This window comes from uncultured Ruminococcus sp. (assembly GCF_947301925.1).
Taxonomy (GTDB): domain Bacteria; phylum Bacillota; class Clostridia; order Oscillospirales; family Ruminococcaceae; genus Ruminococcus.
This window is the reverse complement of the sequence record NZ_CAMYUE010000025.1, coordinates 1-26,140: the sequence shown is the minus strand read 5'-3', so window position 1 is coordinate 26,140 and position 26,140 is coordinate 1. Positions and strand designations below refer to the sequence as shown.

23 protein-coding genes and 1 pseudogene are annotated in these 26,140 nt (G+C 52.0%); 7 read left to right on the top strand and 17 right to left on the bottom strand.

Annotated features, from left to right (window positions below):
- Nucleotides 1–105: 105 nt before the first annotated feature.
- The 3 genes from Q0Y65_RS15170 to Q0Y65_RS15160 are packed head-to-tail and all read right to left on the bottom strand — an operon-like array spanning nucleotide 106 to nucleotide 4,563.
- Nucleotides 106–777: a ComF family protein gene (locus tag Q0Y65_RS15170; RefSeq protein WP_297961693.1), complete on the bottom strand. Its 672-nt coding sequence runs from the start codon at nucleotides 775–777 to the stop codon at nucleotides 106–108.
- A 46-nt stretch (nucleotides 778–823) separates the two neighbouring features.
- The gene (locus Q0Y65_RS15165) at nucleotides 824–1,939 is read right to left on the bottom strand and encodes a class I SAM-dependent RNA methyltransferase (RefSeq protein WP_297961690.1); all 1,116 of its coding nucleotides are present in this window, start codon (nucleotides 1,937–1,939) and stop codon (nucleotides 824–826) included.
- Nucleotides 1,940–1,953: 14 nt separating this feature from the next.
- A complete protein-coding gene (locus tag Q0Y65_RS15160) occupies nucleotides 1,954–4,563 on the bottom strand; it encodes a transglycosylase domain-containing protein (protein ID WP_297961687.1) in 2,610 nt (869 codons plus the stop codon).
- 203 nt (nucleotides 4,564–4,766) lie between these two features.
- Here Q0Y65_RS15160 and Q0Y65_RS15155 point away from each other — a divergent pair, with 203 nt between their 5' ends.
- Entirely contained in the window at nucleotides 4,767–5,105 is a 339-nt protein-coding gene (locus tag Q0Y65_RS15155; protein ID WP_297961684.1) for a hypothetical protein, read from the top strand.
- Here Q0Y65_RS15155 and Q0Y65_RS15150 read toward each other — a convergent pair.
- Together Q0Y65_RS15150 and Q0Y65_RS15145 are read right to left on the bottom strand one after the other, a co-directional pair.
- Nucleotides 5,100–5,690, bottom strand: a complete 591-nt coding sequence (locus Q0Y65_RS15150) for a flavin reductase family protein (protein ID WP_297961681.1) — start codon at nucleotides 5,688–5,690, stop codon at nucleotides 5,100–5,102. The genes Q0Y65_RS15155 and Q0Y65_RS15150 overlap by 6 nt on opposite strands.
- The gene (locus Q0Y65_RS15145; RefSeq protein ID WP_297961678.1) at nucleotides 5,683–6,516 is read right to left on the bottom strand and encodes an EFR1 family ferrodoxin; all 834 of its coding nucleotides are present in this window, start codon (nucleotides 6,514–6,516) and stop codon (nucleotides 5,683–5,685) included. The genes Q0Y65_RS15150 and Q0Y65_RS15145 overlap by 8 nt, the downstream gene beginning before the upstream one ends.
- Before the next feature lie 235 nt (nucleotides 6,517–6,751).
- Here Q0Y65_RS15145 and Q0Y65_RS15140 point away from each other — a divergent pair, with 235 nt between their 5' ends.
- A complete protein-coding gene (locus Q0Y65_RS15140; protein WP_297961675.1) occupies nucleotides 6,752–8,365 on the top strand; it encodes a leucine-rich repeat protein in 1,614 nt (537 codons plus the stop codon).
- A 7-nt stretch (nucleotides 8,366–8,372) separates the two neighbouring features.
- On the opposite strand, the gene Q0Y65_RS15135 is transcribed toward Q0Y65_RS15140, so the two are convergent.
- Genes Q0Y65_RS15135 through Q0Y65_RS15125 form a run of 3 tightly spaced genes read right to left on the bottom strand, consistent with a single transcriptional unit; the run spans nucleotide 8,373 to nucleotide 9,778 of the window.
- Entirely contained in the window at nucleotides 8,373–9,032 is a 660-nt protein-coding gene (locus Q0Y65_RS15135) for a sigma-70 family RNA polymerase sigma factor (protein ID WP_297961672.1), read from the bottom strand.
- Nucleotides 9,022–9,459 (bottom strand): anti-sigma F factor, encoded by a 438-nt coding sequence (gene spoIIAB, locus Q0Y65_RS15130; RefSeq protein WP_297961669.1) that lies wholly within the window; start codon nucleotides 9,457–9,459, stop codon nucleotides 9,022–9,024. The genes Q0Y65_RS15135 and spoIIAB overlap by 11 nt, the downstream gene beginning before the upstream one ends.
- A gap of 13 nt (nucleotides 9,460–9,472) precedes the next feature.
- Nucleotides 9,473–9,778, bottom strand: coding sequence for an STAS domain-containing protein (locus Q0Y65_RS15125; protein ID WP_297961666.1), 306 nt, complete (start codon nucleotides 9,776–9,778; stop codon nucleotides 9,473–9,475).
- Nucleotides 9,779–10,001: 223 nt separating this feature from the next.
- Here Q0Y65_RS15125 and Q0Y65_RS15120 point away from each other — a divergent pair, with 223 nt between their 5' ends.
- The 5 genes from Q0Y65_RS15120 (at nucleotide 10,002) to hemW (ending at nucleotide 15,980) form a co-directional block, all read left to right on the top strand.
- Nucleotides 10,002–12,152 carry a cellulase family glycosylhydrolase gene (locus Q0Y65_RS15120; protein WP_297961663.1) on the top strand — a complete coding sequence of 717 codons (2,151 nt, stop codon included), beginning with the start codon at nucleotides 10,002–10,004 and terminating at the stop codon, nucleotides 12,150–12,152.
- 143 nt (nucleotides 12,153–12,295) lie between these two features.
- Nucleotides 12,296–14,098, top strand: coding sequence for a translation elongation factor 4 (gene lepA / locus Q0Y65_RS15115; protein ID WP_297961660.1), 1,803 nt, complete (start codon nucleotides 12,296–12,298; stop codon nucleotides 14,096–14,098).
- Nucleotides 14,099–14,114: 16 nt separating this feature from the next.
- A complete protein-coding gene (locus Q0Y65_RS15110) occupies nucleotides 14,115–14,549 on the top strand; it encodes a hypothetical protein (RefSeq protein WP_297961656.1) in 435 nt (144 codons plus the stop codon).
- A 1-nt stretch (nucleotide 14,550) separates the two neighbouring features.
- Nucleotides 14,551–14,889, top strand: a complete 339-nt coding sequence (locus Q0Y65_RS15105; RefSeq protein WP_297961652.1) for a hypothetical protein — start codon at nucleotides 14,551–14,553, stop codon at nucleotides 14,887–14,889.
- Entirely contained in the window at nucleotides 14,886–15,980 is a 1,095-nt protein-coding gene (hemW, locus tag Q0Y65_RS15100; protein ID WP_297961649.1) for a radical SAM family heme chaperone HemW, read from the top strand. Before Q0Y65_RS15105 ends, hemW begins: the two co-directional genes overlap by 4 nt.
- A 155-nt stretch (nucleotides 15,981–16,135) precedes the next feature.
- On the opposite strand, the gene Q0Y65_RS15095 is transcribed toward hemW, so the two are convergent.
- The 9 genes and pseudogenes from Q0Y65_RS15095 to Q0Y65_RS15055 all read right to left on the bottom strand — a co-directional run bounded on the left by Q0Y65_RS15095 (nucleotide 16,136) and on the right by Q0Y65_RS15055 (nucleotide 26,092).
- Complete coding sequence (locus Q0Y65_RS15095; protein ID WP_297961646.1) at nucleotides 16,136–17,062, bottom strand: hypothetical protein; 927 nt, start codon at nucleotides 17,060–17,062, stop codon at nucleotides 16,136–16,138.
- 45 nt (nucleotides 17,063–17,107) lie between these two features.
- Nucleotides 17,108–18,730 carry a lysine--tRNA ligase gene (gene lysS / locus Q0Y65_RS15090; RefSeq protein ID WP_297961643.1) on the bottom strand — a complete coding sequence of 541 codons (1,623 nt, stop codon included), beginning with the start codon at nucleotides 18,728–18,730 and terminating at the stop codon, nucleotides 17,108–17,110.
- Between the two features lie 19 nt (nucleotides 18,731–18,749).
- Nucleotides 18,750–19,220: a transcription elongation factor GreA gene (greA, locus tag Q0Y65_RS15085; protein WP_297961640.1), complete on the bottom strand. Its 471-nt coding sequence runs from the start codon at nucleotides 19,218–19,220 to the stop codon at nucleotides 18,750–18,752.
- A gap of 141 nt (nucleotides 19,221–19,361) precedes the next feature.
- Nucleotides 19,362–20,045, bottom strand: coding sequence for a hypothetical protein (locus Q0Y65_RS15080; protein WP_297961637.1), 684 nt, complete (start codon nucleotides 20,043–20,045; stop codon nucleotides 19,362–19,364).
- A gap of 234 nt (nucleotides 20,046–20,279) precedes the next feature.
- Nucleotides 20,280–21,446 (bottom strand): S41 family peptidase, encoded by a 1,167-nt coding sequence (locus tag Q0Y65_RS15075; protein WP_297961635.1) that lies wholly within the window; start codon nucleotides 21,444–21,446, stop codon nucleotides 20,280–20,282.
- Nucleotides 21,447–21,516: 70 nt separating this feature from the next.
- Nucleotides 21,517–22,911 carry a murein hydrolase activator EnvC gene (locus tag Q0Y65_RS15070; RefSeq protein ID WP_297961632.1) on the bottom strand — a complete coding sequence of 465 codons (1,395 nt, stop codon included), beginning with the start codon at nucleotides 22,909–22,911 and terminating at the stop codon, nucleotides 21,517–21,519.
- A gap of 92 nt (nucleotides 22,912–23,003) precedes the next feature.
- Nucleotides 23,004–23,915 (bottom strand): permease-like cell division protein FtsX, encoded by a 912-nt coding sequence (gene ftsX / locus Q0Y65_RS15065; RefSeq protein ID WP_297961629.1) that lies wholly within the window; start codon nucleotides 23,913–23,915, stop codon nucleotides 23,004–23,006.
- 350 nt (nucleotides 23,916–24,265) lie between these two features.
- Nucleotides 24,266–24,928: pseudogene (gene ftsE, locus Q0Y65_RS15060) on the bottom strand (cell division ATP-binding protein FtsE); the annotation flags it as partial.
- Between the two features lie 78 nt (nucleotides 24,929–25,006).
- The gene (locus Q0Y65_RS15055; RefSeq protein ID WP_019680782.1) at nucleotides 25,007–26,092 is read right to left on the bottom strand and encodes a helix-turn-helix domain-containing protein; all 1,086 of its coding nucleotides are present in this window, start codon (nucleotides 26,090–26,092) and stop codon (nucleotides 25,007–25,009) included.
- Nucleotides 26,093–26,140 lie beyond the last annotated feature (48 nt).

The window sequence follows — 26,140 nt, the reverse complement described above, 5'->3', positions numbered from 1 at the left end:
CCGTAAGAGGAACCCTTTTTCAAAAGGGTTTCCCTCAATATCACCCGTAAAACTGCTATATGAGTATAGCGGTTATGTGGCGATACTTTTTTGTTTGCGAAAAATTTACACTGATGTCTTTTTGTTATTTGACGGAGTTTTACAGCAGCAGGCGCAGTACACGGAAGCCGCTCCGCTGTCAATGAGTACAGCTGTCAGCTCGCGGAGAGTGCTGCCTGTTGTGCAGATATCGTCAACCAGGAGTATCCGTTTGCCTCTGACCCTGTCGGGAACAGCGGCGAATGCGCCTTTCAGGTTCACCGACCTGCTGAGCCTGTCGAGCTCCTTCTGCGCCTTTGTATTCCGCGTTTTGACCACTGCTTTTGTATCCGCGGGGATACCCAGTATCCTGCTCATTTCCTTTGCTATCAGCACAGACTGATTGAAGCCGCGGCGGAAAACGTCCCGTCGGTACATGGGCGCAGGCACGATAATATCCGCGTCCTTTGCCGTACCCTCCGCCTTCAGCCTGTCTGCCAGAGCTCCGCCGAGAGCGTAGGCGGCGTTGCCGTCTGTGCCGTTCTTCAGCAGATATATTGCAGGCTTTATGCTGTCGTCGTAATCAAAGGCAGCGGTAAAGCCTGCCGCGCCCTCAATATGGAAGCTGCCGCTGTATCCGCTGAGACTGTCCGTACATTCTCCGCAGAAGCGTTCCTCTGCGCCGATGATCTGTCCGCACACAGGACACCGCGTAGGGAAGAACAGGTGCAGCAGTCTTCGCCTGAAAGAATATCTCATATCATCACCTATGGGAAAAGCTCCGTTTTGGCGGAGCTTTTTTGTGTCAGAAATACATATATAGCTGGCATTTTATCATGCCGTTGTAGAGCTTGCGGCGCTTGCGGGCTTCCGTACCGAAGAACTTCTCGAACTCCTCGTGAGGGGAGATGACATAGCTCTGACGGCTGCCGCCCTTGCCCAGCACTCTGCCCATTTTTCTGTATATATCCTCGGCCTCTCTCAGCTCCAGGAGCCTTTCGCCGTAGGGGGGATTGCATATCACTATGGAATCCTCGGGCTGAACGAACTTAGTGATATCGGCCTGCTCTATCTTCAGGCGGGACTTTATGCCTGCTTTGTGAGCGTTGTCCAGAGTGAGAGCCACAGCCGCGTCGTCTATATCCGCGCCTATGCCGTGGAATTCCGCACTTCTGTCAACATTGTCGATAGCCCTTTTTCTTTCCTCCTGCCAGATCTTCGAGTCAAAGCAGCTCCATTTCTCCGCTGCGAATCTCCTGTTGATACCGGGAGCTATCTTCAGCGCCTTGAGAGCCGCTTCAATCAGCAGGGTGCCGCTTCCGCAGAAGGGGTCGCACACTATGGAGTCTGAGCGGACCCTTGCCAGATCGACGATACCTGCCGCCAGAGTCTCCTTTATGGGAGCGGCATTGGAATTGCGTCTGTAGCCGCGCTTGTGGAGACCTGTTCCGCTGGTGTCGAGGTACAGGGAAACAACGTCCTTGAGTATGCTGAACTTTATCTGCACCGTGGGGCCTGTCTCCTCGAACCAGCTTATGCCGTACTTGGCTTTCAGCCTTTCGACTGCCGCCTTTTTTACAATGGACTGGCAGTCGGGAACGCTGTGGAGCGCCGAGTTGAGGGAATAGCCCTTTACGGGGAATGCGTCATCGGGGCCGATGTAGCGTTCCAGCTCAACGGCCTTCACGCCCTGGAACAGCTCCTCGAAGGTAGTTGCCCTGAATTCTATCAGCTCTATGAGGACTCTTTCCGCAGTGGAAAGGCAGAGGTTGGCACGGGCGAGGATATTCTCATCGCCCGTGAAGCTTATTTTTCCGTCGCTTACCTTCAGATCGGTGCCGCCGATCTTCTGTATTTCGTATTTGAGCACGCTCTCCAGACCGAAGTGGCATGGACAGCACAATCTGATCTTATCGTTCAAGTTATCACCTGTTATCAGTATTCGAGGACTCCGCCGCCGGTGTCGCCGCCGCCGACATCGCCGCCGCCTGTGTATCCGCCGGTGTCACCGCCGCCTGCGCCTGTGTCGCCGCCGCCTGTATATCCGCCTGTGTCGCCTCCTGTACCTGCGCCTGTATCGCCGCCGCCTGTATATCCGCCGGTGTCACCGCCTGTACCTGCGCCTGTGTCGCCGCCTGTAGCAGCTCCTGTATCGGCTCCGCCGCCTGCTGCGGCTCCGCCGTTTGCGCCTGTAGTGCCTTCGCCTGTGCTTACATAGCCGTGTGAGCCGTCACAGTAGGGAGGCGAGTAGGTCTCGGTCTGCTCGGACTTCCAGTAGCCCGTAACGCCCTTGCCGCAGTACTGCGAAGCAATCTTGCCGGTAGAGGTACACATAGGCATCTCTATAACTGTCTTGACGGGCTCGAAGTCGCGTCCCGTATCAGGGTACATGGTGTTTGCGTATTCGCCGATGATGGCCTGCCATACGTTTGCAGATACGCCCGAAGGAACGTAAAGTGCGTCATTGCTTATGTCGTAGCCTATGGTGATACCGCTTACGAAGTCGCGGGTGAGACCTACGAAGGCCTCGTCGTGCCAGTTCTCGGTGGTACCTGTCTTGCCGCAGACTACCTTGTTGCCGAGTCTTGCAGCGGTACCTGTACCGTTCTCGACAACGTTCTTCAGCAGACGGTTCATTACCCATGCTGCCTCGTCGGAGACTGCCTGTCTGGGATTGCCGTTGTTCTCGTAGATTATCTGCTGGTTGCTGTCCTCTATCCTTGTGATGATATGAGCCTCGTTGTAGATACCCTGATTACCGTAGGGGAGGTAAGCGTTTACCAGGTTCTCCAGAGTTACACCGTAGGTCAGTGAACCCAGAGCCATAGCCGCAGGCACCTTATCCACAACTGAGAGCTTGAGTCCGAGCTTTTCCGTACTGAACTTGTAGATGTTGTCCGCGCCGAACTTGTCAAAGAGCTGGGCGGGGACTGTATTGAAGGACTGCTGCAGGAAGTAGTAGATCGGGTGAGTAGCGCCGTTTCCTACAGCCTTTCCGTAGTTGTAAGGCCAGGGATTGCCCTGCTCGTCGGTGGTGGTGGGGAGGTCCTGCATCATTGTGCCCCAGTGTATCTCGCCTGATTCGATACCGTAGCCGTATGTGGTTACGGGCTTGATGGTAGAACCTACCTGACGGGGCTCCTTAACAGCGAAGTTCGTAACAAGTGAGTGTGTCTTTTCGCCGATATTACCTACCGCACAGAGCACCTCGCCGTCGTAGTTGAGAGCCACGAAGGCAACGTGGGGCAGGTATTCCTCGGCCACGCCGTCCTGACCGAAGCTTCCGTTTGCCAGCTTCAGATCGGCATAGCGCTTAACGGAGTATTCGGGGATGATATTATTGATGTCAAGGAACTTCTCCTCGACGTATTTCTGCATTTTCTCGTCGTAGCTGGTGTAGATCTTGTATCCGCCGCTGTCGATTTTTCTTCTTGCCTGATCGTCGTCCACCAGGTCGAACTTCTCCTTGAAGATCTCCTGAGCCTCGAAGTAAGCGGCGTCAAGTATCCACTCGTAAGCCTTCTGCTTTTCCTCCAGCTCCTGAGCCTCCGCCTCGGGGTGAGCCGCAAGGTACTCGGGAGAGTCGGTATATATCAGCGGGGTAACGATGTACTCCTGATACTCGTCGTAGGAGATGGCGCCGTTCTCATAGAGCTTGTAGAGAACGTATTCCTGACGTGGCTTGTTGTTGGCGCGTCCGTCGATGACCAGAGGCTTTGTCAGGTCGTCGTCCTGATGATAGTAGGCAAAGGGACCGTAATCCTCAGGGCTCTTGGGTATAGCCGCAAGCACTGCCGCCTCGGGAGTGGTCAGCTGATCGGTTGTCTTTCCGAAGTAACGTATGGAAGCCAGCTCGATACCGTTTACGGCGCCGCCGAAGCTGATATAGTTGAGGTATTCCTCAAGTATCTCGTCCTTGGAGTAGGACTTCTCCAGCTGCATTGCGGCGAAGATCTCCCTGATCTTACGCTGCGGGGAGTGCTTCTTGTCGCCGGTCAGGTTTTTGATGAGCTGCTGAGTTATGGTCGAACCGCCCTGTTCCGTATCATAGAAGTGGAGGAACATATTGAGGAAGGCGGAGAATGTACGCTTGTAGTCGACACCGTCATGCACATAGAAACGCTCGTCCTCGGTGTACACGAAGGCGTTGCGGACGTGCTGGGGTATCTTGTCGATGGTTATGGGCAGACGCTGGAAGTCGTTCCTGTTCCTGTGGAGGATAGCCAGCTCCGTCTCTCCCTGTTCGTTGATATGGTTGGTGTAGAAGTAGGTATCGCTTCCCGATTCCAGCTGCTGAAGAGTGATGCTGGTGGAGTCGTCCATGAACTTCAGGACGTAAACCGTCAGCGCCGTGCTGACTATGGTACCCGTAATGATTATTACCAGCAGCAGCGAGAGCAGGGTAGTTGCGATGACCGTCATCAGCTTCTTGAAGATGGTGTAGGCCTTGCCGTGTTTTTTCTTCTTTTTCTTTTTCGGCGCATTGCTGCGCACCTCCTTTTCGGCAGATGGCTGCCCGGAGGGAGTTAAGTCTTTATCCTTCATTTTGTCAGAATGTCCGCCTGTGCGCGGCGGAAGCTCCTTTCAAAGATTTATATATATAGTTTTGTGTACATATAAATATACATTATACATTATAGCACGTTTTGGGTGAAATGTTAAGACCTTTCCGAAAAAATCGGCAATTTGTATAATATAGAAAAATCGGGGGATATTATTTACGGATATTTCGGCAAAGGAGTTTTGATATGACGATTAAGAGCGTAAAAAGAGTATATTTTGTTATGGCTGCCGCACTGACGGTATCGGGATTCATCACGGTATGCACCCTTGGTCAGACGGTGCGCAGGCACAGGACGGAGGTCAGGCTGGCGGCTGCTGCCATAGACGAGGAAGCGCCGCTGTTCACGGTTCGTGAGAGCGGCGGACGCATAGCCGTATTCAGGCGGGATTCGGAAAAGCCATATCTTCTTGTTGACGTGCAGCCCTCACTGCTGTCGGAGCAGGACAGAGAGCTCCTTGCGCAGGGGATATACTTTTCCTCCGAGCAGGAGCTGCGGCAGTTCATAGAGGATATATCCTCATGATCTTTCAGGCGGCCTGCGGTGCTTTTTCTTTTTGCGGACAGAGAAGCCGAAGTCGCCCAGTTTTCTTCCGAGGGCGAAGTATTCGCCGTGAGCAAAGGCCATGAGGCCGCACTGCTGGAGGTTTAGCTTGCCCTTGCTGTCGATGAACCTTTCGTCCGCGTCGATACCTACTATCTCCGCAAGGAACATGGTGTGGGAGCCCAGCAGCTTTGATTCCGTTACCTTACATTCCAGACTGAGGGGGCACTCCTCTATAAGGGGAGGAGCCACTTTCTGCGCAGGCAGGGTATGGAAGCCGCATACTGCCAGCTTGTCCGTATCCTTTCCGCTTTTTACTCCGCAGAGGTCGGTCTCGCGGCACATTGCGGAGGTGGTGAGATTGATGACGAATTCCCCGGATCTCTTGATTATATCGTGGGAAAAGCGCTCGGGGCGCACGGAAATATATGTCATAGGCGGACGGGTGCATACGATGCCTGTCCAGCCTATTGTAAGAACGTTTGGAGAGTCCATCGTGCCGCAGGTCACCAGAGCCGCAGGCACAGGGGCCAGCAGAGTGCTGCCCTTCCAGAATTGTTTAGCCATTTTTTCTCCTTCTGTAGTCGTGCTTCGGGGGATTGGCGCTGTTCTGACTGAAGCGCTTGTCTTTCAGGACATCCCTGTGATCCGCGAAGCTGTATTTTCCCTTGACCTTTGTTATCTCGCCGTACTCAATGGCGTCGGTGGGGCAGTTGCCTATGCAGGCCATGCAGTGAGTGCAGCTGTTTCCCCATAGGGGCTTTTTATCGGTTATGGAAATATTGTTCAGGGGGCATACCCTCTCGCATTTTCCGCAGCCCACGCATTTTTCGTTGGCGAAGAAGTCCTTTGACGGCATCTTGTACTTCGCCCATATGGGATTGAAGGGCAGGGTTATGACCTTCTCGAACAGGAATACATATCTTGCCTTCAGCCTGCCTTCGTTCCTGACAGTGGCGGCAATATCGTCCAGCTTGTTATAGGAATTGAGTATCCTTTTCCTTATCTCCTCGCCGCTCTGTACGGGATAGTGTCCGATGTAGTAGTTGCGGGGCATTATAAGCTCCGAATAGCCCATGAACTCCATTTTCTTCCTGCGGAACAGCTTCTTTGCCAGGTATCCCGTGATACCGCTGTAGCCTGCGCTGTTTGCGATGAAGTAGACCCTCCTGTTACCTGTGAGCTTCACCTTTTTCAGGTACTTGCTCAGGAACCTGGGCATCTCGCATATGTATACGGGAGCGCAGACTATGAAGGGCTTTTCGGAGCTTATCTCCGAGAAGTCGCTCTTTTTTATCCTGCTCAGCAGGTTCAGGCATTCATCGTCCAGCTTTTTTGCCAGCTCGGTTGCGATGAACTCGGTATTTCCCGTTGCGGAAAAATACAATATCATACTATCCCCCCATGGATCAGATATCATTTAGCGGACGGTCATATATTATGATTATACCATTTCCTGACGGAAGTTTCAATATCTTTTGCGTCACATTTGCTTTATACGGTGAGGTGCGGACAAAACAACGGTAATGCGTTGAATTGCCCGTAAGCTTGATTTTTCGGCGTGAATGTAGTATAATACTGTCTTAGGGGCTGCCGTCAGGCAGACGGAAATAAAAGGAGGACTTTCCATGAAGATCAGAAAGATCACAGCTGCATTATCCGCAGCAGCGCTGCTCACAGCAGCTTTACCCTTGACTGCGGGGGCAGTTGAAACACAGTCGTACGACAATATACGCTTCGGTTCATGGCAGGCGGCGTATCACACCGCCCTCTCGGGTCTGGGCAAGGAGCAGGGCTTCGACTTTACCGATACCGATGAGCTGTCCGGCTCGCGCTACGAGCTCTACGACATTGACCATGATGATGTACCCGAGCTTTTCGCCTCCCAGAACGGCGGACGCAGCGGCCGCTGCCTCGTTTACTCGTTCTGTAACGGCAAGCTTTCGGAGCCTGTGGAGCTGGGTACCTACGGTATCGCCTTTGCGGATCCCAACGCTCACTATCTTGTTCACAACGGCACCCACAACGGAGTGCTCAACAGAACATACTTCAAGCTTGAAAAGGGCGTGTTCACAAAGGAGGTATCCTTCACGGACAATACCATGCTTGAAGGCATGGAGGGCGTCAAGAGAGTGTATCAGATAGACGGCAAGGACGTTTCCGAGACAAAGTACGTTCAGGAGAAGGAAAAATACGACCACATGGAGCTCCTTGCTCACGGCAGGTCGGAAAAGGCCGAAGCGCTGAACGTCTGCAAGGATTATGTCATCTATTCCAACTTCTTCGATCACTACAGAGTCATCGGTGATAACAGCCTTGTAAAGGGTATAGACATAGTTATTAAGGACGATATAAACGGCGTTCCCGTAACATCCGTGGATATAAGCGCCTTTAAGAACGATGAGAAGATAAACTCCGTAACAATCGGAAAGAACGTCACCGATGTAATGGAGGGCGCATTTGCAGGTGCAAAGAACCTCAAGACCGTGAAGTTCGCAGGCAATCCCAAGAATATCGCTGCAGGAGCCTTTGCAGGCTGCATCTCACTGGAAAAATTTGAGGGAATGACTGACGTCGGCACATACCGTATCGATGACGGCATTATCTACCGCAGCGATATGCCTGATCTCGTTGCCTATCCCTCCGGCAGAAAGGATACATATTTCACAGTACCCTGGGGCGTACAGACCATCGAGCCCGGTGCCTTCAAGGGCAATGCCAATGTAAAGACTGTGGTTTGCCAGGAAACTGTCAACACCATATGCGAGGGAGCATTCAGCGAGTGTCCCGCTCTTGGATCGGTGCACGTATACAACGGCGAAGCGCAGATACTGAACAAGGAAACAGAGCTGACCATATGCAACAGCTATGATAAGGACAAAAAGGTCAGCACATACACAGGCAATGTCATTGCCTACGAGAATTCTCCTGTCTACAACTGGGCGAAGGAGAGAGGCGTCAATGTAGTAATATGCGAAGGCGAGTACAACAAGGTGACCGGCGATATCAATTACGACGGCGAGGTAAATGCCGTTGACGCTTCAAGGATACTTGCCGAGTACGCACGCACATCCAGCGGCAAGGAGAAGAGTTTTACCTTTGCACAGAACAGATGCGGTGATATCGACAAGAACGACTCCGTAGACGCAGTTGACGCTTCAAAGGTACTGGCATACTACGCCTACACATCAACTCACCTCGGCGCACCTTCCATAGAAGAATTTTCCAATATGGCACAGTAAAAGCATATCAGCTGAGAAGCTCCTCTCTCATTCGGGTGAGGAGCTTTTTTTCGCGCCTTGACACCTGCACCTGAGTCATGCCCAGAGCCTTTGCGGTCTTTGTCTGGGTAAGACCGCGAAAGTATCTCAGCTCCAGCAGAGCGCGGTCGTTGTCCTCCAGCCGCGCCATTATCTGCCTGAGAGCCAGCAGGTCCGTTATGCTCTCGTCGGGAGCCTCCGTGGGGATATCGGTCTGTCCCTCGTCGTCGTCTCCTGCGGTAAGGGACAGGGGCGGCTGACTTACGCACAGCGCTTCGGCCACGTCGGACTCGTTCTCTCCCGAAAGGGCGGCAAGCTCCGTTATGGTAGGCTCTCTCATCTCCCGTTGGCGGAAGTCCTCACACAGCCGTGACAGCCGCATTGACAGCTCCTTCAGGCTGCGGCTGACCCTTATGGCGCCGCCGTCGCGGAAAAGCCGCTTTATCTCGCCGAGTATGACGGGGACGGCATAGGTGGAGAACTTAACGCCTCTGTTGCTGTCAAAGGCTCTGACCGCCTTCAGCAGGCCGATACAGCCTGCGGAGTAGAGGTCGTCGTACTCTATGCCCCGTCCGCGGAAGCGGTTGGCGCAGAGGTGGACAAGTCCGAGATTTTCTTCCGCAAGGGGTTTCCTGACATCAGTCTCCATGGGCGGACAGCCTCTTTCTCATAGTCACGGTGGTGCCCTTGCCGGGAGCGCTTTTCACCTTCAGCCTGTCCGTGAAGGACTGCATCACCGAGAAGCCCAGTCCCGAGCGCTCCTCCTCGGGGGCGGTGGTGAACATGGGCTCCATTGCCTGTTCGATATCCTCTATGCCGCAGCCCCTGTCCTTTACCCTTATGTATATGACTCTGTCGGGCAGCAGCCTTACCGTCAGCTCGATATTGCCTTTTTTGTGCCTGTAGCCGTGGACTACCGAATTGGTGACAGCCTCGGAGACGGCGGTGCGTATCTCCGAAAGCTCCTCCACTGTGGGGTCCGCCTGTATGAGGAATGAGGATACCACAGCTCTTGCAGCGCCCTCGTTTACGGAAAGGGAGGGCATGGTGAATTTTATCTCGTTGAGTATTTCCATTTTGACTTCTCCTTTATCTGATCTTTACGATACGTTCTATGCCTGCCAGTTTCAGCACCCGACGGATATAGGGCTGAGGGTTCAGCACCTCAAGTCTGCCGCCGCATTCCTTTATGAGCTTGCTCCTGCCCATGATGAGGCCTATGCCGGAGCTGTCCATAAAGGTGATGCCGCCCATGTCGATGGCCAGCTCCCGCGGCTGGGCGCTGATGATGAAGCGGTCCAGCTGTGAGCGGAGCTCCTTTGCATTGTGGTGGTCTATTTCACCGCTGAGCACCGCCACAGCCGCACCGTTGTGGTTTTTTATGTCCATATTCATGTATCTTCCTCCTTTTTGCTGCATTTTGCAGCCATTCCATGCCTTATAATACCACAGACCTTACGAGAAATATGTCGGAGCAGGTCGGCTGTACTGATTTTATGCTCCCATTTATTGCTGAAATCAACAAACAGCGTTGACAAGGGGCGCGAAAAGATGTATAATAATAATGTTAAAAACTCGTAACATTGCTGTATACAATAACTAAGAGAGGGGTTTTAATATGGCAAAAAATTTATTCAGCAAGGCGGCTGCCGCACTGACGGCCGCTGCAATGGTGCTTGTTCCGACTGTGAACAGGATACCCGAGAAAGAAGCAGTCGCAGCTCCCGACGAGTATCATGACGACTGGCTCCATGTCAACGATAAGGCACAGATCGTTGATATGAACGGAAACGAGGTCTGGATGACAGGCGTCAACTGGTTCGGCTACAACGTAGGAAGCCAGATCTTCGACGGCGCATGGTCTGCAAACGTACACCACTGTCTTGACCTTATCGCGGATCACGGCTTCAATCTGCTCCGTGTTCCCATGTCAACGGAGATACTTCTCCAGTGGAAGGCAGGAAAGCCCGATCCCATCATCAAGCTCAACGAGTACGAGAATCCCGAGCTGACCGTAGAGGGCGTTGAGGGCGGTACTCCCATGTACAGCTTCGACATCTGGAATCAGGTAGTCAAGTGGTGCCGCGAGAATGGTATCAAGATCATGATGGACGTTCACTGCGCTACCACCAATGCCGCAGGTCATAACTACGCTCTGTGGTATGACACAAACTTCAGCGAGAAGGACTGGCTGGACGCTCTGGCATGGTTCTCGGATTACTACAAGGACGATGACACTATCATCGCCATCGACCTGAAGAACGAGCCTCACGGCAAGAAGGACGATGGTATCTTCGCAAAGTGGGACGGCTCCACAGACGCCAACAACTGGCGTTATGCCGCCGAGAAGGGCGCTAAAGCCTGCCTGGATCAGAACCCGAACCTGCTCATCATGGTAGAGGGTATCGAGGTTTATCCCAAGACCGAAAAGGGCTTTGACTGGAATTCGCCCTCCACTGACTACGGCCATTATGACGATCCCGAATACCAGCCCTATTACGGCGCATGGTGGGGAGCCAATTTCCGCGGCGTAAGAGATTATCCCGTTGATCTCGGCAAATATCAGAGCCAGCTGGTATACTCACCTCACGATTACGGTCCCGAGGTATACAAGCAGACATGGTTCTACCTTAATGATTCTTCAAAGACCTTCTCCAGAGAGACTCTCCTTAAAGACTACTGGTACGATACATGGGCATTCCTGGTAGAGGAGCACATCTCACCCCTGCTCATGGGCGAATGGGGCGGCTGGGTAGATGCCGAGCACGATAAAACTGGCGAGAATGTTCACTGGATGCAGGAGATCCGTGATTATATGATCGACAAGCATATCCATCACACATTCTGGTGCTTCAATGAGAATTCATCGGATACAGGCGGACTTGTATACGACAACTTCCAGAAGTGGGACGATGTTAAGTACGAGTTCATCAAGCCCGCACTCTGGCAGACATCTGACGGCAAGTTTGTAAGCCTTGACCACACTATCCCGCTGGGAAGAGCAGGCAACGGTATCTCGCTTTCAGAGTATTACGGCGGTTCTGTTACACCCAGACCTTCAACTACTACAACAACAACTACAACTACAAGCGGTACTACAACAACTACTTCCGCAACTACTTCCGTAACTACGACCTCTGTTACCACAACAGAAACAACAACACCCGAGCCCACACCAAGCACACATCCCGGCTATACCTTCAAGGGCGTTGACACCTATCCCACAAAGACAGTCTATGAGGAAGGCGAGTCGCTTGATCTCAGCGGCCTTCTCTTCGGCGGAACTCCTATGGCCGGCGCAGGTTCGGGAGGCGGAAGATATACTGACGCCGATGTAAGCGACACTATCGTTTCCGTTATAGACAGCAACGGCAAGGGATACAGCAAGTCTGACTTCAAGACTCTTCCCGCAGGTGAGTACACCGTAAGTATCAAAGGCGGCGTAGGAGACTATTACAAGTTCACCTACTGCTACGGTGTGGATATCTCTTATAAGGTCACCATAAACGGCAGCACCTCCGGGGATATCACCTGGGGCGATACCAACTGCGATACCAAGGTTGAGCTGGCTGATGCCATACTCATCATGCAGTCTCTCGCCAATCCCAACAAGTACGGCATAGGCGGCAAAGCCGAAAAGCCCTTGACAGCACAGGGCAAGCTCAACGGCGACGTTGACCAGTCCGTAAAGGGACTTACTTCAGGCGACGCACTGAAGATACAGGAATTCCTGCTGAAGAAGATCAGCACACTGGATCCCGCAAAGTAAATAAAAAACGGCCGTATGCACAGCCCTTCGGGGCAGCCGTGCATGCGGCTTTTTCTTTGTATCGGTGCAAAAAACTCTTTACAAACCGCGGCATTTCTGATATAATTATCATGAGTAAATATGTTTTGAAAAGAGGTAAAGCTTTGGCAAACGATAAGATCAGAAATTTCTGTATCATTGCGCATATAGATCACGGCAAGTCCACACTTGCCGACCGTATCCTCGAAAAGACCGAGACCGTGGCTATCCGTGATATGGAGGATCAGCTCCTTGACAACATGGATATCGAGCGTGAGCGCGGCATCACTATAAAAGCCCGTGCAGTGCGCCTGAAGTACACCGCAAAGGACGGCGAGGACTACATCTTCAACCTGATAGACACTCCCGGCCACGTTGACTTCAACTATGAGGTCTCACGTTCTCTTGCAGCCTGCGAGGGAGCTATCCTTGTTGTTGACGCTTCCCAGGGCATAGAGGCACAGACCCTTGCCAACACCTATCTTGCCATAGAGCACGACCTTGAGGTAGTGCCCGTAGTCAACAAGATAGACCTGCCCTCCGCAGATCCCGAGAGGGTATGCAGCGAGGTGGAGAACGTCATCGGCATACCCGCTATGGACGCTCCCCGTATCTCGGCGAAAATGGGCGTGAACATCGAGGAGGTACTGGAAAGGATAGTAACTGATATCCCCGCACCCAAGGGCGATCCCGAAAAGCCTCTGAAGGCGCTTATCTTCGACAGCTATTACGACTCCTACAAGGGCGTTATCATCTATGTCCGCGTAAAGGAAGGCCGCGTGAAGGTGGGGGACAATATCCGCCTTATGGCTACGGGAGCTGTTTTCAACGTAGTTGAGGCAGGCTTCATGGACGCCACAAACCTTGTGAACAACGGCAGCCTTGAGGCAGGCGAGGTAGGCTATATAGCCGCATCTATCAAGAGCATAGGCGATACTCAGGTAGGCGACACCGTCACCAACGACGACCGTCCCTGCGACGAGCCCCTTCCGGGCTACCGCAAGGTGAACCCCATGGTGTTCTCGGGTATCTATCCTGCTGACGGCGCAAAGTACGGCGACCTCCGCGACGCTCTGGAAAAGCTCCAGCTCAATGACGCATCGCTCTCTTTCGAGCCCGAGACCTCAATAGCACTGGGCTTCGGCTTCCGCTGCGGCTTCCTGGGACTTCTCCACATGGAGATAATACAGGAGCGCCTTGAGCGCGAGTACAACCTCGACCTTATCACCACCGCGCCCTCTGTTATATACAAGGTCACCATGACCAACGGCGAGGTGCAGTATATCGACAACCCCACCAACTATCCCGACCCCGCTCTCATACAGGTGGCCGAGGAGCCCATGGTAAAGGCAAGTATCCTCTCTCCGTCGGACTATGTAGGCAATATCATGGAGCTGTGTCAGGACAGACGAGGCGTGTTCAAGGACATGAAGTACCTTGACGATACCCGTGTGGAGCTCCACTACGAGCTGCCCCTGAACGAGATAGTCTACGACTTCTTCGACGTTCTGAAGTCCCGTACCAAGGGCTATGCTTCCTTTGATTACGAGATGATGGGCTATGTTCCCAGCAAGCTTGTGAAGCTGGATATCCTCCTCAACGGCGATATCGTAGACGCCCTCAGCTTTATCATACACACGGACAAGGCATATTCAAGAGCCCGTAAGATAGCGGAAAAGCTCAAGGAGAACATTCCGCGCCAGATGTTTGAGGTGCCGATACAGGCTGCCATCGGCGGCAAGATAATCGCCAGAGAGACCGTAAAGGCAATGCGCAAGGACGTACTTGCCAAGTGCTACGGCGGCGATATAACCCGAAAGAAGAAGCTGCTGGAAAAGCAGAAGGAAGGAAAGAAGCGTATGCGCCAGCTGGGTACCGTAGAGGTGCCGCAGGAGGCGTTCATGAGCGTTCTGAAGCTTGACAGCTGAGAACGGGAGGCTTACTATGATAAACTATATCATTCTCGGACTGCTGGCGGCGATACTGGTCATCAGTATCATAGCAGTCGCAACGGAATACTTTGTGGAAAAGAATACGGCTGTGGGACGTATGCTCCGCGCCGTAAGGATAAGGCTCCGCGAGAAGTCCCGCACCAGCTTCTGCGTCACCGCGGCAGTGCTGCTGATATTCGCACTGGTCACGGGAGACGATGAGAAGCCAAAGCTCCTTGCCGCACTGCTTATAATGCTGCTGACACTGATAGTACTCCATCCGGAGGACTTCATCAGCATATTCCGTCATCGCAGAAAGGCAAAGAAGAAGGGACGTCTGCCCCTTACGCCAAAGCTTGCGGGGGAGGTCCCCATGGCAGGGCTGGCAAAGGTGCTTGAACCCATAGAGACAGAAGAAGCAACAGAGCCCGAGGAAGGAAAGGAATAATATGAGTATATACAAATGTCCGCACTGCGGCAAAAAGAGCTTCAATCCCTGGACAAAGGCCATGACAGGGCAGCTCAATTCAAAGGGACGTCCCTGCATGGAGTGCGGAAGGCTCTGCGTCAACGGCAAGGGCGCCACTATATTCAAGGCGCTGTATTGTCTGGCAGCTTTTGCGGTGATAATATACATCTATATACACGGCGCAGATAACGAGTGGATGTTCACACATGAGGCTCCTATGGTAATAGGACTGATATTGTCAATGTTCATCGTCCCCAGGGTAGTAAACGCCTTTTTCTTCAGTCTGGCGCCGTCTATCCGCATAGATACCAAAGAATGAGCACCCTGGGCGTCTATATCCATGTGCCCTTCTGCGGAAGGAAATGCGCCTACTGCGATTTCTATTCGGTCAGCTGGACAAGGCAGAAGGCAGAGGAATACACAGAGGCGGTGCTGCGGAATATACGCTTTTACGGCAATAAGACGCAGACCGTGGACACAGTATACCTTGGCGGCGGCACGCCCTCCCTGCTGACAGCAGCTCAGCTGGGGAGCATAATATCCGAAATAAACGGCAGCTTCGCACTTGACGGGGCTGCCGAAATAACTATAGAGGCAAATCCCTGCACCCTCACGCCTGAGAAGCTGGCGGAGCTCTGCAGTACCGGCATAAACCGTATTTCTATCGGGGTACAGTCCATGATAGACGGCGAGCTGAAAACGCTGGGACGGCTGCACAATGCCGAAAGAGCGGAGCAGGCAGTTCTGGACGCAGCGGCGGCAGGCTTCGGGAATATCTCCTGCGACCTGATGATAGCTCTGCCGGACCAGGGTACAGAGAGCCTGCATTATTCAGTGGAGCGCATGACGTCTCTGCCCGTGCAGCATATCTCCGCCTATATCTTAAAGACCGAGGAGGGGACGCCCTTTGACTGTCAGGAGATAAGGGACAGGCTCCCCGACGAGGACAGGACAGCGGAGCTGTATCTGGAAATGGTAAGGCTCCTGGAGGAGCGTGGCTTCATGCAGTACGAGGTGTCCAATTTTGCACGGCCGGGCTATGAGAGCCGCCACAACTGCCGCTACTGGAAATGTCTGGACTATCTGGGCATAGGTCCTGCCGCTCATTCCTGCTATGAGGGAAAGCGGTTCGCCGTTGAGCGCGATATAGACGGCTTTATAAGCAGTCCTCACCAGCAGGTGACGGTGACAGACGAGAGCCCCTGCGGCTATGAGGAGTTTTCAATGCTCCGTCTCAGGCTGAAGGAGGGACTGCGTCTCAGCGACGTTCCCGACCACAGGGAGGAGCTGCTGAAAAAGCTCCCGCCGCTTATAAAGGAAGGCTACGCCCGGACCGACGGAGAGCGCATATGGCTCACCGCCAAAGGCTTTCTCATGTCCAATTCCGTTATAGAGTATCTTGTGTTCTGATTTTTCCGAAAAAATGCAACACTTCCTGCATCACCTCTGTTACATCCGAGATCGTCACAGCTACGGTCACAACATAATAGGTCAACAGCGATGGAAAAGTTTATGTTTTGACCTTTGCGCAATGAAAAGAAAAGCGGAGCATATGCTCCGCTTTTTTATTTCTGTGACAGATCGTCGATTATTCTTTCAAAGGAAGGGAAGTCCTTATCGTAGGTCTCCTGCATATCCTCCTTGCTGGAGTGGAGGAGATTGCGCGGCTTCCTGAGTGCGATATACATATCATCGGGGATCTCGGAGCTGTGAACTCCGATCTTTTCCGCGAAGTCCGTGTCCTTCAGACAGAAGAAATAGCGGTCCCTGATATGGGGATTATCGGGATAAATGCTGCTGATATCCACAAAGATATCATCTCCCGTGAGCAGCTCCTCCGAAACCTTCTTGTCGCCGATAAGAATGACCGAATCGGCGTTATTGAGGAAGTTTGTCAGCTTGTTGGTAACGCCCTTGATGTAGTTCTGGTAGTCGTCATCGCTGTAGGGGATATAGTATACCGATACCAGCACCTTGCCGTTTCCGTTGGAGTCCTCGCCCAGTCCTGTGAAGTACTCCTCGAGGTATACCGAGTTGCCCACGCTGTCGTTGTCGCAGAGCATGAGTATCACCATATCGGGTCTGGGCTTGGTGACCAGATCGTATACAAGGTAGCTGCCGAGAGCGATGAAGAACACCGCCAGACCCAGCCACCATTTGCTGTGGTAGAAGAAGTTGCCGATCTTTTTCCAGAAGGACAGCTTGATCTCTTCCTCTTTTTCCTCATGTATCTCCGACTGTTCTTCTTCGACGAGTCCCTGCTTCAGGCGCATGAGCTCGATCTTTTCGTCCTGGAGCTTTTTCTCGTAGGCCTCGCGCTTCTGCTTTTCCTTTTCGGCATAGCGGCGTTCAGCCTCCAGCTGCTGAGCCTCCAGCTCAGCCTCCCGCTGTTTTTTCAGCTCCTTGCTGACCTGGAAGAAGCTTTTGTTTATCTCCAGCTTTTCGTCATTATCGGGAGCAGTCCGTGTTTTGTTCTTATCCTTATCCTTCATAGAATATCCTTTACGATAATGGGCGGCACATAGCCGCCCTTGTTATTATTCTTCGTTCTCGTCTTCCTTTTCCTGACGTCCGCCGTTTGCGGGGAGGGACTTCATGGTGGGGAAGAGCAGCACGTCTCTTATAGAAGCGCTGTTGGTGAGGAGCATTACCAGACGGTCGATACCGTAGCCGATACCGCCCGTAGGAGGCATACCGATCTCCAGAGCGCGGAGGAAATCCTCGTCTGTGCGGTTAGCTTCCTCGTCGCCCTGACTGAGAGCCTCTTCCTGAGCCTTGAAGCGCTCGCGCTGATCGATGGGATCGTTGAGCTCGGAGTAGGCGTTGCACATCTCACGGCCTGTGATGAAGAGCTCAAAGCGCTCAACGTAATCGGGAGCGTCGGGCTTCTTCTTGGTAAGGGGAGATATCTCGATAGGGTGATCCATGATGAATGTAGGCTGAATGAGGTGCTCCTCAACGAAGGCCTCGAAGAAGAGGTTGAGGATATCGCCGCGCTTGTGGCGGTCCTCGTACTCAACGCCCTTTTCATCGGCAATTTTGCGTGCTTCCTCGAGAGTACCTATCTCATTGAAGTCAACGCCCGAATACTTCTTTATAGCGTCGATCATGGTAAGTCTCTCGAAGGGCTTGCCGAGGTCGATCATGTGCTCGCCGTAGGGAACGCAGGTAGTACCGCATACTTCCTGAGCAACGTGGCGGAACATATTCTCTGTGAGGTCCATCATGCCGTAGTAGTCGGTATAAGCCTGATAGAGCTCCATGAGAGTGAACTCGGGGTTATGACGGGTGTCAACGCCTTCGTTTCTGAATACTCTGCCTATTTCGTAAACTCTTTCAAGACCGCCGACGATGAGTCTCTTCAGGTAGAGCTCAAGACTGATACGGAGCTTTACCTCCTCATCGAGAGCGTTGTAGTGTGTCTCGAAGGGCCTTGCAGCAGCGCCGCCTGCATTGGACACCAGCATGGGAGTTTCTACCTCCATGAAGCCCTGTCCGTCCAGATAGCGTCTGATGGATGATATTATCTTTGAACGCTTAACGAAGGTATCCTTGACATCGGGATTGATGATGAGGTCAAGGTAGCGCTGACGGTATCTTGTATCCGTGTCCTTGAGGCCGTGCCACTTCTCGGGGAGGGGCAGGAGGGACTTTGAGAGCAGGGTTATGCTCTTTGCGTGAATAGAGATCTCGCCCTTGCGGGTCCTGAACACATAGCCCTCAACGCCGATGATATCGCCGATATCCCACTTCTTCTTGAACTCCTTGAAGAGGTCTGCGCCGATATCGTTGGAGCGTACATAGACCTGTATGCGGTCTGAGGCGTCGCGGACGTCGATGAAGTTTGCCTTGCCCATATCTCTCCAGCTCATGATACGACCTGCGATGCGGATAATATTCTCATTGAGCTTTTCCAGCTCGGCGTTCTTCTTTTCCTCGTCGTCGCCCACAGCAGCCAGTATCTCGGCTTCTTTTGCCTCGTACTCCTTCTTGTAGTCAGCGGCGTGGCCTGTGACGTCGAACTTGGTTATAACGAAGGGGTCGTGACCCAGCTCGCGGAGATCAGCAAGCTTGTCGAGTCTGTCCTTCTTGAGTATATTAATATCCTGAACGGCCTCCTCATCGGCCTGAACAGGTGAATTGACCTGATTTTCGCTCATTTTCCGTGTCCTTTCGCTATTACTTGGAGATCTCGATGACCTCGAACTTCAGCTCGCCTGCGGGAGCCTCAACGATGAAGATATCGCCGACTCTCTTTTTCATAGCAGCCTTGCCGATAGGAGATTCGTCTGAGATAAGGCCTTCCTTAACGTTAGCGTGGTTGGTGCCCACGATAGTGAAGGTCTCTGTCTTGCCTGTATCAACGCGCTTGATAGTGATCTTTGAGCTCATACCGATCTCGTCAACGGAGATATTGTCGTCGTCAACGATCTCAGCGTTATCGATAGTATACTGAAGTTCGTTGATCTGAGCTTCGAGGATAGCCTGTTCGTTTTTAGCCTCATCGTACTCGGCGTTCTCGGAGAGGTCTCCGTAGGAACGGGCGACCTTCAGTCTTTCGGCAACTTCCTTACGTTTATTGATCTTGAGGTCGTCAAGTTCGGCAACGAGCTTTTCATAGCTCTCTCTGGACATCTTCTTTGTAGCCATATCAATGCACTCCTTAATATTTGATAATAAATAGCATTACATAATATTATACTATATCACGCGGAAAAAGTCAATACCGAAACCTGCTCAAAAGCGTAAAAAACCGATGCCAGAGAGTTTCTGACACCGGCTTGTGATTTTTCAGTATACTTCGCCCGCAGCGTACTGCTCTGCAAAGTCAAATATGGGCGCGAGCTGTTCCGCGTCCTCCAGCTTATAATAAATGCCGACCGCCTCGGCAACGTTCCATTTAACGCCTAACACCGTCCTGTCCTTTGAAAAGACAAGCCTGTGATCCGCGGATACGCAGGGTACTTCTACCGTGATCGCGAAAGAAAGCTGGCTTTCATCGGGGTAGAATCCTTGATTGGGGAAGAAGTGATAGTCGCCGTCGGTAACAGGGGACAGATCGTGGGAGATAATATAATCCAGTATGATCTGCTTCTGCTCCTCGGTGGCTTCCGGAACGGCTCTGTCGTCGCTTACGGAATAGATGTCCAGATTTCTCATGGAAATACCCTTTATATTCTCCTCAGCTCTCGGCTCGTCTTCGGCATTGATCGTATTGCACAGGTCTGTGTGCAGAGTCATTCGGGCGGCTACTGTAGTAGTGACAGCAGCTTTCGTAGTCGCTGCAGTTGTAGTTGTCTGAGCAGTAGAAGTGGTGACATTAGTTGTCGTTTCAGTAGTATCTGCGGCAGCTGTAGTACTTGCTGTCACGCTTGTTGATTCAGCGTCTCTATCGTCAGTGCGGGAGCTTTTCTGCGCTGAGCATGATGTGAGCAAAGCAGCAGATATCACGGCAGTCATAATTTCTTTTTTCATATTAGCCTCTTTTCTCATATTCACGGAACGCATACCGTCCCGCCTTGTATAACCGAATTGTAATATTTTCTGTGTATTTGCAACAAAAGGATATTGTCTCATTTGTGTATTGCCACAAAGATAAAAACTTCTTTTTTCTTATTCAACGGTTTCCGTTTGAATTTCACCCTTTTCCGACCCTCTTACAGGAGGGAATGATAAAGGAGACGACAGCCGCCGTCTCCCTGTAGTCAATTACTGTAAGGCCTGCATAGCCGCGTCCAACGCAGCAGCGTACTGGTCGTCGTAGTTCTCGTCGGTGTTCTCAACGGAGATATCGGGAGTAAGTCCCACGCCGTCGTAGCATTCCGAGAGCTCTGTCTTGTACTTTGCAACAGTGAGTACAACAGCGCCGTTGTTGTCGAATTCTGTAGTCTGCTGCATAACGCCCTTGCCGTAGGTCTTTTCGCCCACCAGCTTGGCGCCGCCGAAATCACGGAGCGAAGCCGCAAACAGCTCTGCCGCGCTGGCTGTCTGATCGTTCACCAGCACCACCATGGGCATATCCAGCTTTGTCTCGTCGGAGTAGACGAGAGTTTCGCTGTGGCCGTCCTTATACTCGGCAGTAGCGATAACTCCCTCGGGGAGCAGGGGATCGAGGCACTCCGACAGCGCGTCTACTATACCGCCGCCGTTGTCGCGGACGTCGAATATCAGAGCCTTTGCGCCGTTGGAAATGAGCCTGTCGAGAGCCTCTACGAACTGCTGGGGAGTATTCTTCTTGAAGCCTGTTATCTCTATATAGCCGACGTCCTCGTTTATCATTTTACCCGTTACGGTTATCATCTCGATAGAGCGTCGTGTGAAGGTATAGTCCTTGTCGATACCGCCTCTGCGGACGGTAATATTTATCTCAGAGCCCTCTGTACCGCGCATAGCCTCGATGGATTCATTGAAGCCTGCGGTCAGGACGTCAACGCCGTCGATAAGGGTGATGATATCGCCTGCGCGGAGACCTGCCTCCTCAACGGGAGAATCCTCCATTATCTCGGCGATGCGGATATATCCGTTCTCGTCCTCTTCAAGGGTGAGGCCCAGACCTACCAGCTGGCCCTCGTCCTCGCTCTGCTCGGCAAGGTACTCCTCCTCGGTGAGGTATCTGGAGTATTTATCGTCCAGTCCCGAGATATAGCCTTTGAGGATACCGTCGCTGAGGTCGCCCTCGTTTATATCGCCCAGGTAGTGCTCGCGGACGTAGGAATCGAGGCTCTGAAGTGAATTGTACTTCTTGCTCTTTTCGTTTACGTCCATGACCTTTTTGTTGAAGCTCTGCAGTGAGAAGAACGATGTGAGTATGAAGGTAACTGCGGAAGCGATAGCGATAAGGCTGAGCGCAAGGCCAAGGCTGATTTTCTTATTCATATTATCATCGCTTTCTGACAAAAATTCGGGCAGTCTGTAGAACTGCCCTGAATTCGTATGTTTGATTATGTCACGGACTTACATAGCCCATGGGGTCTACAGCAGAGCCGTTTACGCGGACCTCAAAGTGGAGGTGAGCGCCTGTTGACCAGCCTGTAGAGCCGATATAACCGATCACCTGACCCTGTTCAACGTACTGTCCTACAGATACGCTTGCTGATGAAAGGTGTCCGTAAACGGTCGAGTATGTACCGTCGTGTGAGATTATAACGTAGTTGCCGTAGCCTCCGCCGCAGCCGCAGCTGCCGTTCTTAGGATAGTTGTGAGTACAGCTGTTGCATACAGCGATAACTGTGCCTGATTTTGAAGCACAGGCAGCACCGCCCATGATGCCGGCGTCGCCTACGTCGATACCTCTGTGGAAGGATCCCCATCTCGGGCCGTAATAGCTTGAGATGTAGCAGAATCCGGGAGCGGGCCATGCAAAGCCCGAAGCGGAAGGAGCGGGAACATATGCGGGCTCCTGATATACGGGAGTATATGATGTATCGCCTGACTGAGCAGCCTGCTGTGCAGCAGCCTGGGCAGCGGCAGCTTTTTCCTGAGCAAGTCTCTGCTGTTCTGCCTCATATGCGGCCTGAGCAGCGGCAGCCTGACGGGCGATCTCAGCCTCGATCTCGGCGTTGAAGTTTTCGTTCATAGCCTGGAGCTCTGCAAGCTGCTCCGAGGTATATGATTCTTCCTGAGCGATACGGTCGATCTCTGCCTGAGTTTTTGACATCTGATCGTAGAGATTATCCATCTCGGCAGCCTTTTCTTCCTTACGCTTCTGCTGTTCGTCAAGCTTCATCTCAAGGGTGAGTTTTTCGGTTTCAAGATTCTTCTTTGACTGCTCCATGTTGTCGATATCGGCGAGGATATCGTTTATGAGTTCCTCATCGTATGAAGCTATACGGTTTACCATTTCGACTCTTGACAGCATATCGTAGAAGCTTGAGGTTCCTACCATAACTGTTGCGAGGTTGTCGTTTCCTGTTACATACATAGCGCACAGACGCTGCTTGAAGAGCTCGATATTCTCATCGATCTCGGCCTGCTGGTCGATAATGGACTGATCGAGGTTAGCGATGTTTGTCTGAGCAGAGTCGATGTCGGCGTTGATGCTTTCCAGCTCCTTGTTGAGGAGGTCGATATTGTCCTGGATATAGCCGATCTGTTCGTTGAGCGTATCCTGATACTGCTGCTCCTGAGCCTTGTTGCCTGCAAGAGCGTCGAGCTGTGACTGGAGATCGCTGATCTTGGATTTGTTGGCGTTTATCTCCTCCTGCATCTCGGCTATTGTCATCGCGGAAGCATTATTTACCTTACCGTCGGTAAGAGAAGGATATGCTGCGAGGATAGCCACAGACAGGGCGGAGCTTGTGATGAATGAGATGACTTTCTTGAATATGTTTAGCTTTTCCATAATTAAGCTGCGTATCGGACGTGGGAATTGCTGTCCGAATGCACACTCCTTTCATAAAAAAATTCACATTTTCGCGGTCCGTATGTCACTGATCATACGTCGATATGCTTTCTTGTGCTTATTACGCTTCCCAGAGCTCCGATAAGAGCGCCGAACACCAGATAAGCGAGTCCGAGGGGAAGGCGTATATCCGAGAAGGGGATAAGGCTCTTGACGCCAAAGGTATTCATGAGCATACCCTGTTCGGTTATCATGTTGTATACCGCACGGTATACGGCCCAGGTGATAAAGTAAGCGCCTGCGCCTGCGAAGAGGCCCGTTACCATACCCTCAACGAAGAAGGGCATACGGATGAAGGCGTTTGTAGCGCCGACGTACTTCATTATCTGTATCTCCTCACGGCGGGCAAAAACGCTTGCCTTTGTGGTATTGGAGATAATGATCATTGAAACGACAGCAAGTGCGATTATGATAGCACCTGCGATGAGAGAAACTACTCTTCTGAGCTCTCTCAGGAACTCTGCCACCTGAGGAGAAGCGGAAGCGCTCTGGATATTGGCGATAGAGCTTATCTTCGCGGTGGTCTCGGTAATGAGGTCGGTATCCTTTACGGTGACGCTGAAGCCGTCAGGCATGAAGCTTGCGTCGTTGCCGATATACTCATCGAATATCTTCTCTGCATTGGGAAGGCTGGACTTCTGTCTTGAAAGCGCCTCCTCCTTGGAGATGAATTCTACCTTGTCGATATTGGGAAGTTCCTTTATAGCGGCCTCCGCAGCGGAGTTCTGCTCCTCTGTGGTGCCCACGTTCATGAGGACCACCACTTCGTTCTGGCTGCCCAGGCCCTTAATCATGGAATTGAGGTTGATATAGAACAGACCTGCGATTCCCACGAGGAGAAGGGATATGAGCAGTACGCAGAATGTTGCGAACGCCATCATCTTGTTTTTCCAGATGTTTTCTACGCCCTGATTGGCCAGGTATTTTATACCGCTGAGCTTCATTCCGCACCTCCTTCGGTCTTTTCGGTGAGTGCGGCGAGAAGTTCCTCGGGAGTTTCCGCTTTTTTCACATTATTGCTTTCTGACAGATCGATGTCGATATTGTCTGCCAGTCTCTGCATGGGCTCGGGCTCCTGAGCTGACGAACCGTCGGGGATGCCTCCGATAGCGGATATGATATCATCTGCTGTCATATTCTCTATGGGAAGGTCGATAGCTTCCTCTGTGTTCACCGTCTCCTCCTGTGGAGCGGGCTCATCGTTTATGCGTTCTGCGTCGCTGATAGCGGCGGCCATAGCCTCGCTGGGTATCTCGGTATCCATATCGGCCAGCAGCTCGTCGCCTGTACCTGCGATGACCTCGTCGAATACGATCTCGCCCTCGGTGATGTTGATGATACGTCCTCCGAAGTGACGGACCAGATCGTGCTCGTGAGTTACCATGAGTATAGTAGTACCCTGATCGTTTATGCCCTTGAGGAGCTCAACGATCTCGTATGAGAGCTCGGGGTCGATATTTCCCGTAGGCTCGTCTGCGATGATGAGCTGAGGGTCGTTGACCAGCGCTCTTGCAATGGCAACACGCTGTTTTTCGCCGCCCGAGAGCTCATCGGGGTAAGAGTTTGTCTTTGCGTGGAGTCCTACGAGACTGATAACGTAGGGGACTCTCTTGCGTATGTACTTTATGGGGGCGTCGATAACTCTGAGAACGAAAGCGATGTTCTCATAGACCGTCATCGACGGTATCAGTCGGAAATCCTGGAATACGAAGCCGAGAGTACGGCGGAATTCGGGGATCTTTCTTCTTTTGAGCTTATTGAGATTATAGCCGTTTACGGTAACTACACCGCTGGTGGCGTCTATCTCCTTCAGAAGAAGCTTTATCATAGTACTTTTTCCCGCACCTGATGAACCTACCACGAAGGCGAAATCGCCGTCGTTGATCTTGAGGCTGACGTTATTGAGGGCGTCAACACCGCTTGAGTAGGTCACGGATACGTTTTTAAGTTCTACCAATGGGTTACACCTACCTTAATTGCAAAGGGCGGAAATAATCCGCCCGAAGTCCGATATAATGCCTTTTTACGGCTTTGATCAGAACTTGACAGGATTAGCTGACAGGTACTTCTTTACCATGAGAGCGATCTTGAAGATGATAGCGTGATCGAACTCGCGGAGGTCAAGACCTGTGAGCTTCTTGATCTTTTCGAGTCTGTAAACGAGAGTATTTCTGTGAACGAAGAGCTTTCTTGATGTCTCGGAAACGTTCAGGTTGTTCTCGAAGAATTTCTGGATAGTGAAGAGAGTCTCGTGGTCAAGGGACTCAATGCTGCCGACCTTGAATACCTCGTGGAGGAAGGTCTCGCAGAGAGTTGTGGGGAGGTGATAGATAAGACGTGCGATACCCAGGTTGTCGTAGCTTACGATGACCTTGTCCGTATCGAATACCTTGCCTACCTCGAGAGCCATCTGGGCTTCCTTGAAGGAACGTGCAAGATCCTTTACGCCCACTACGGCTGTACCGATACCAACGTTTACTCTTGTATAGAACTCGCTGCTGAGTGTGTCAGCGATGGAACGAGCCAGCTTCTCCAGATCCTTGGAGTCTACTGCGCTCTTGAGCTCCTTTACGAGAACGATATCTGTCTCTGTGATGTTGAATACGAAATCCTTGTTCTTATCGGGGAAGAGGTTCTGAATAACATCGTATGCGGAGATGTCGTTTGCGGAGATGATCCTGATGAGGAATACAGCGCGGCTGATCTCGGCATTGAAGTGGAGCTCTCTTGCCTTGATAACAATATCTCCGGGGAGAACGTTATCGAGGATAACATTCTTGATGAAGTTGTTTCTGTCATACTTCTCATCGTAATACTGCTTGATATTTGAAAGTGCAATAGCGAGAATGCTTGCGTATTTTGCAGCAGCGTCGTCAACGCCCTCTACGAATACCGCATAGTCGGGCTTTACTCTTGAGCCGAAGGGCTTGTAGGTGAAGCCGTCGCGGATGAAGATATCGTGGGAGTCGCTGAGGTCCAGTGATACGAATTCGTTTGTAGTACCCACACGGGTAAGGTCGCTGCAGGCGATGATGGTTGCGGTCTCGTCAACGACACCGATAGTAGCGTCGATGGAGTCACGCATCTGATGAACTAAACCCTGAAATAATCTGTTGGACATGATTTACATCCTTTCTCTTAATAAGATCTTATTTTGAGCGGACCTTCA

Coding starts and splice junctions, on each gene's coding strand:
- Q0Y65_RS15170 (WP_297961693.1), bottom strand. CDS start 777: ATGAGATATTCTTTCAGGCGAAGACTGCTGCACCTGTTCTTCCCTACG.
- Q0Y65_RS15160 (WP_297961687.1), bottom strand. CDS start 4,563: ATGAAGGATAAAGACTTAACTCCCTCCGGGCAGCCATCTGCCGAAAAG.
- Q0Y65_RS15155 (WP_297961684.1), top strand. CDS start 4,767: ATGACGATTAAGAGCGTAAAAAGAGTATATTTTGTTATGGCTGCCGCA.
- Q0Y65_RS15150 (WP_297961681.1), bottom strand. CDS start 5,690: ATGGCTAAACAATTCTGGAAGGGCAGCACTCTGCTGGCCCCTGTGCCT.
- Q0Y65_RS15145 (WP_297961678.1), bottom strand. CDS start 6,516: ATGATATTGTATTTTTCCGCAACGGGAAATACCGAGTTCATCGCAACC.
- Q0Y65_RS15140 (WP_297961675.1), top strand. CDS start 6,752: ATGAAGATCAGAAAGATCACAGCTGCATTATCCGCAGCAGCGCTGCTC.
- Q0Y65_RS15135 (WP_297961672.1), bottom strand. CDS start 9,032: ATGGAGACTGATGTCAGGAAACCCCTTGCGGAAGAAAATCTCGGACTT.
- spoIIAB (WP_297961669.1), bottom strand. CDS start 9,459: ATGGAAATACTCAACGAGATAAAATTCACCATGCCCTCCCTTTCCGTA.
- Q0Y65_RS15125 (WP_297961666.1), bottom strand. CDS start 9,778: ATGAATATGGACATAAAAAACCACAACGGTGCGGCTGTGGCGGTGCTC.
- Q0Y65_RS15120 (WP_297961663.1), top strand. CDS start 10,002: ATGGCAAAAAATTTATTCAGCAAGGCGGCTGCCGCACTGACGGCCGCT.
- Q0Y65_RS15110 (WP_297961656.1), top strand. CDS start 14,115: ATGATAAACTATATCATTCTCGGACTGCTGGCGGCGATACTGGTCATC.
- Q0Y65_RS15105 (WP_297961652.1), top strand. CDS start 14,551: ATGAGTATATACAAATGTCCGCACTGCGGCAAAAAGAGCTTCAATCCC.
- hemW (WP_297961649.1), top strand. CDS start 14,886: ATGAGCACCCTGGGCGTCTATATCCATGTGCCCTTCTGCGGAAGGAAA.
- Q0Y65_RS15095 (WP_297961646.1), bottom strand. CDS start 17,062: ATGAAGGATAAGGATAAGAACAAAACACGGACTGCTCCCGATAATGAC.
- lysS (WP_297961643.1), bottom strand. CDS start 18,730: ATGAGCGAAAATCAGGTCAATTCACCTGTTCAGGCCGATGAGGAGGCC.
- greA (WP_297961640.1), bottom strand. CDS start 19,220: ATGGCTACAAAGAAGATGTCCAGAGAGAGCTATGAAAAGCTCGTTGCC.
- Q0Y65_RS15080 (WP_297961637.1), bottom strand. CDS start 20,045: ATGAAAAAAGAAATTATGACTGCCGTGATATCTGCTGCTTTGCTCACA.
- Q0Y65_RS15075 (WP_297961635.1), bottom strand. CDS start 21,446: ATGAATAAGAAAATCAGCCTTGGCCTTGCGCTCAGCCTTATCGCTATC.
- Q0Y65_RS15070 (WP_297961632.1), bottom strand. CDS start 22,911: ATGGAAAAGCTAAACATATTCAAGAAAGTCATCTCATTCATCACAAGC.
- ftsX (WP_297961629.1), bottom strand. CDS start 23,915: ATGAAGCTCAGCGGTATAAAATACCTGGCCAATCAGGGCGTAGAAAAC.
- Q0Y65_RS15055 (WP_019680782.1), bottom strand. CDS start 26,092: ATGTCCAACAGATTATTTCAGGGTTTAGTTCATCAGATGCGTGACTCC.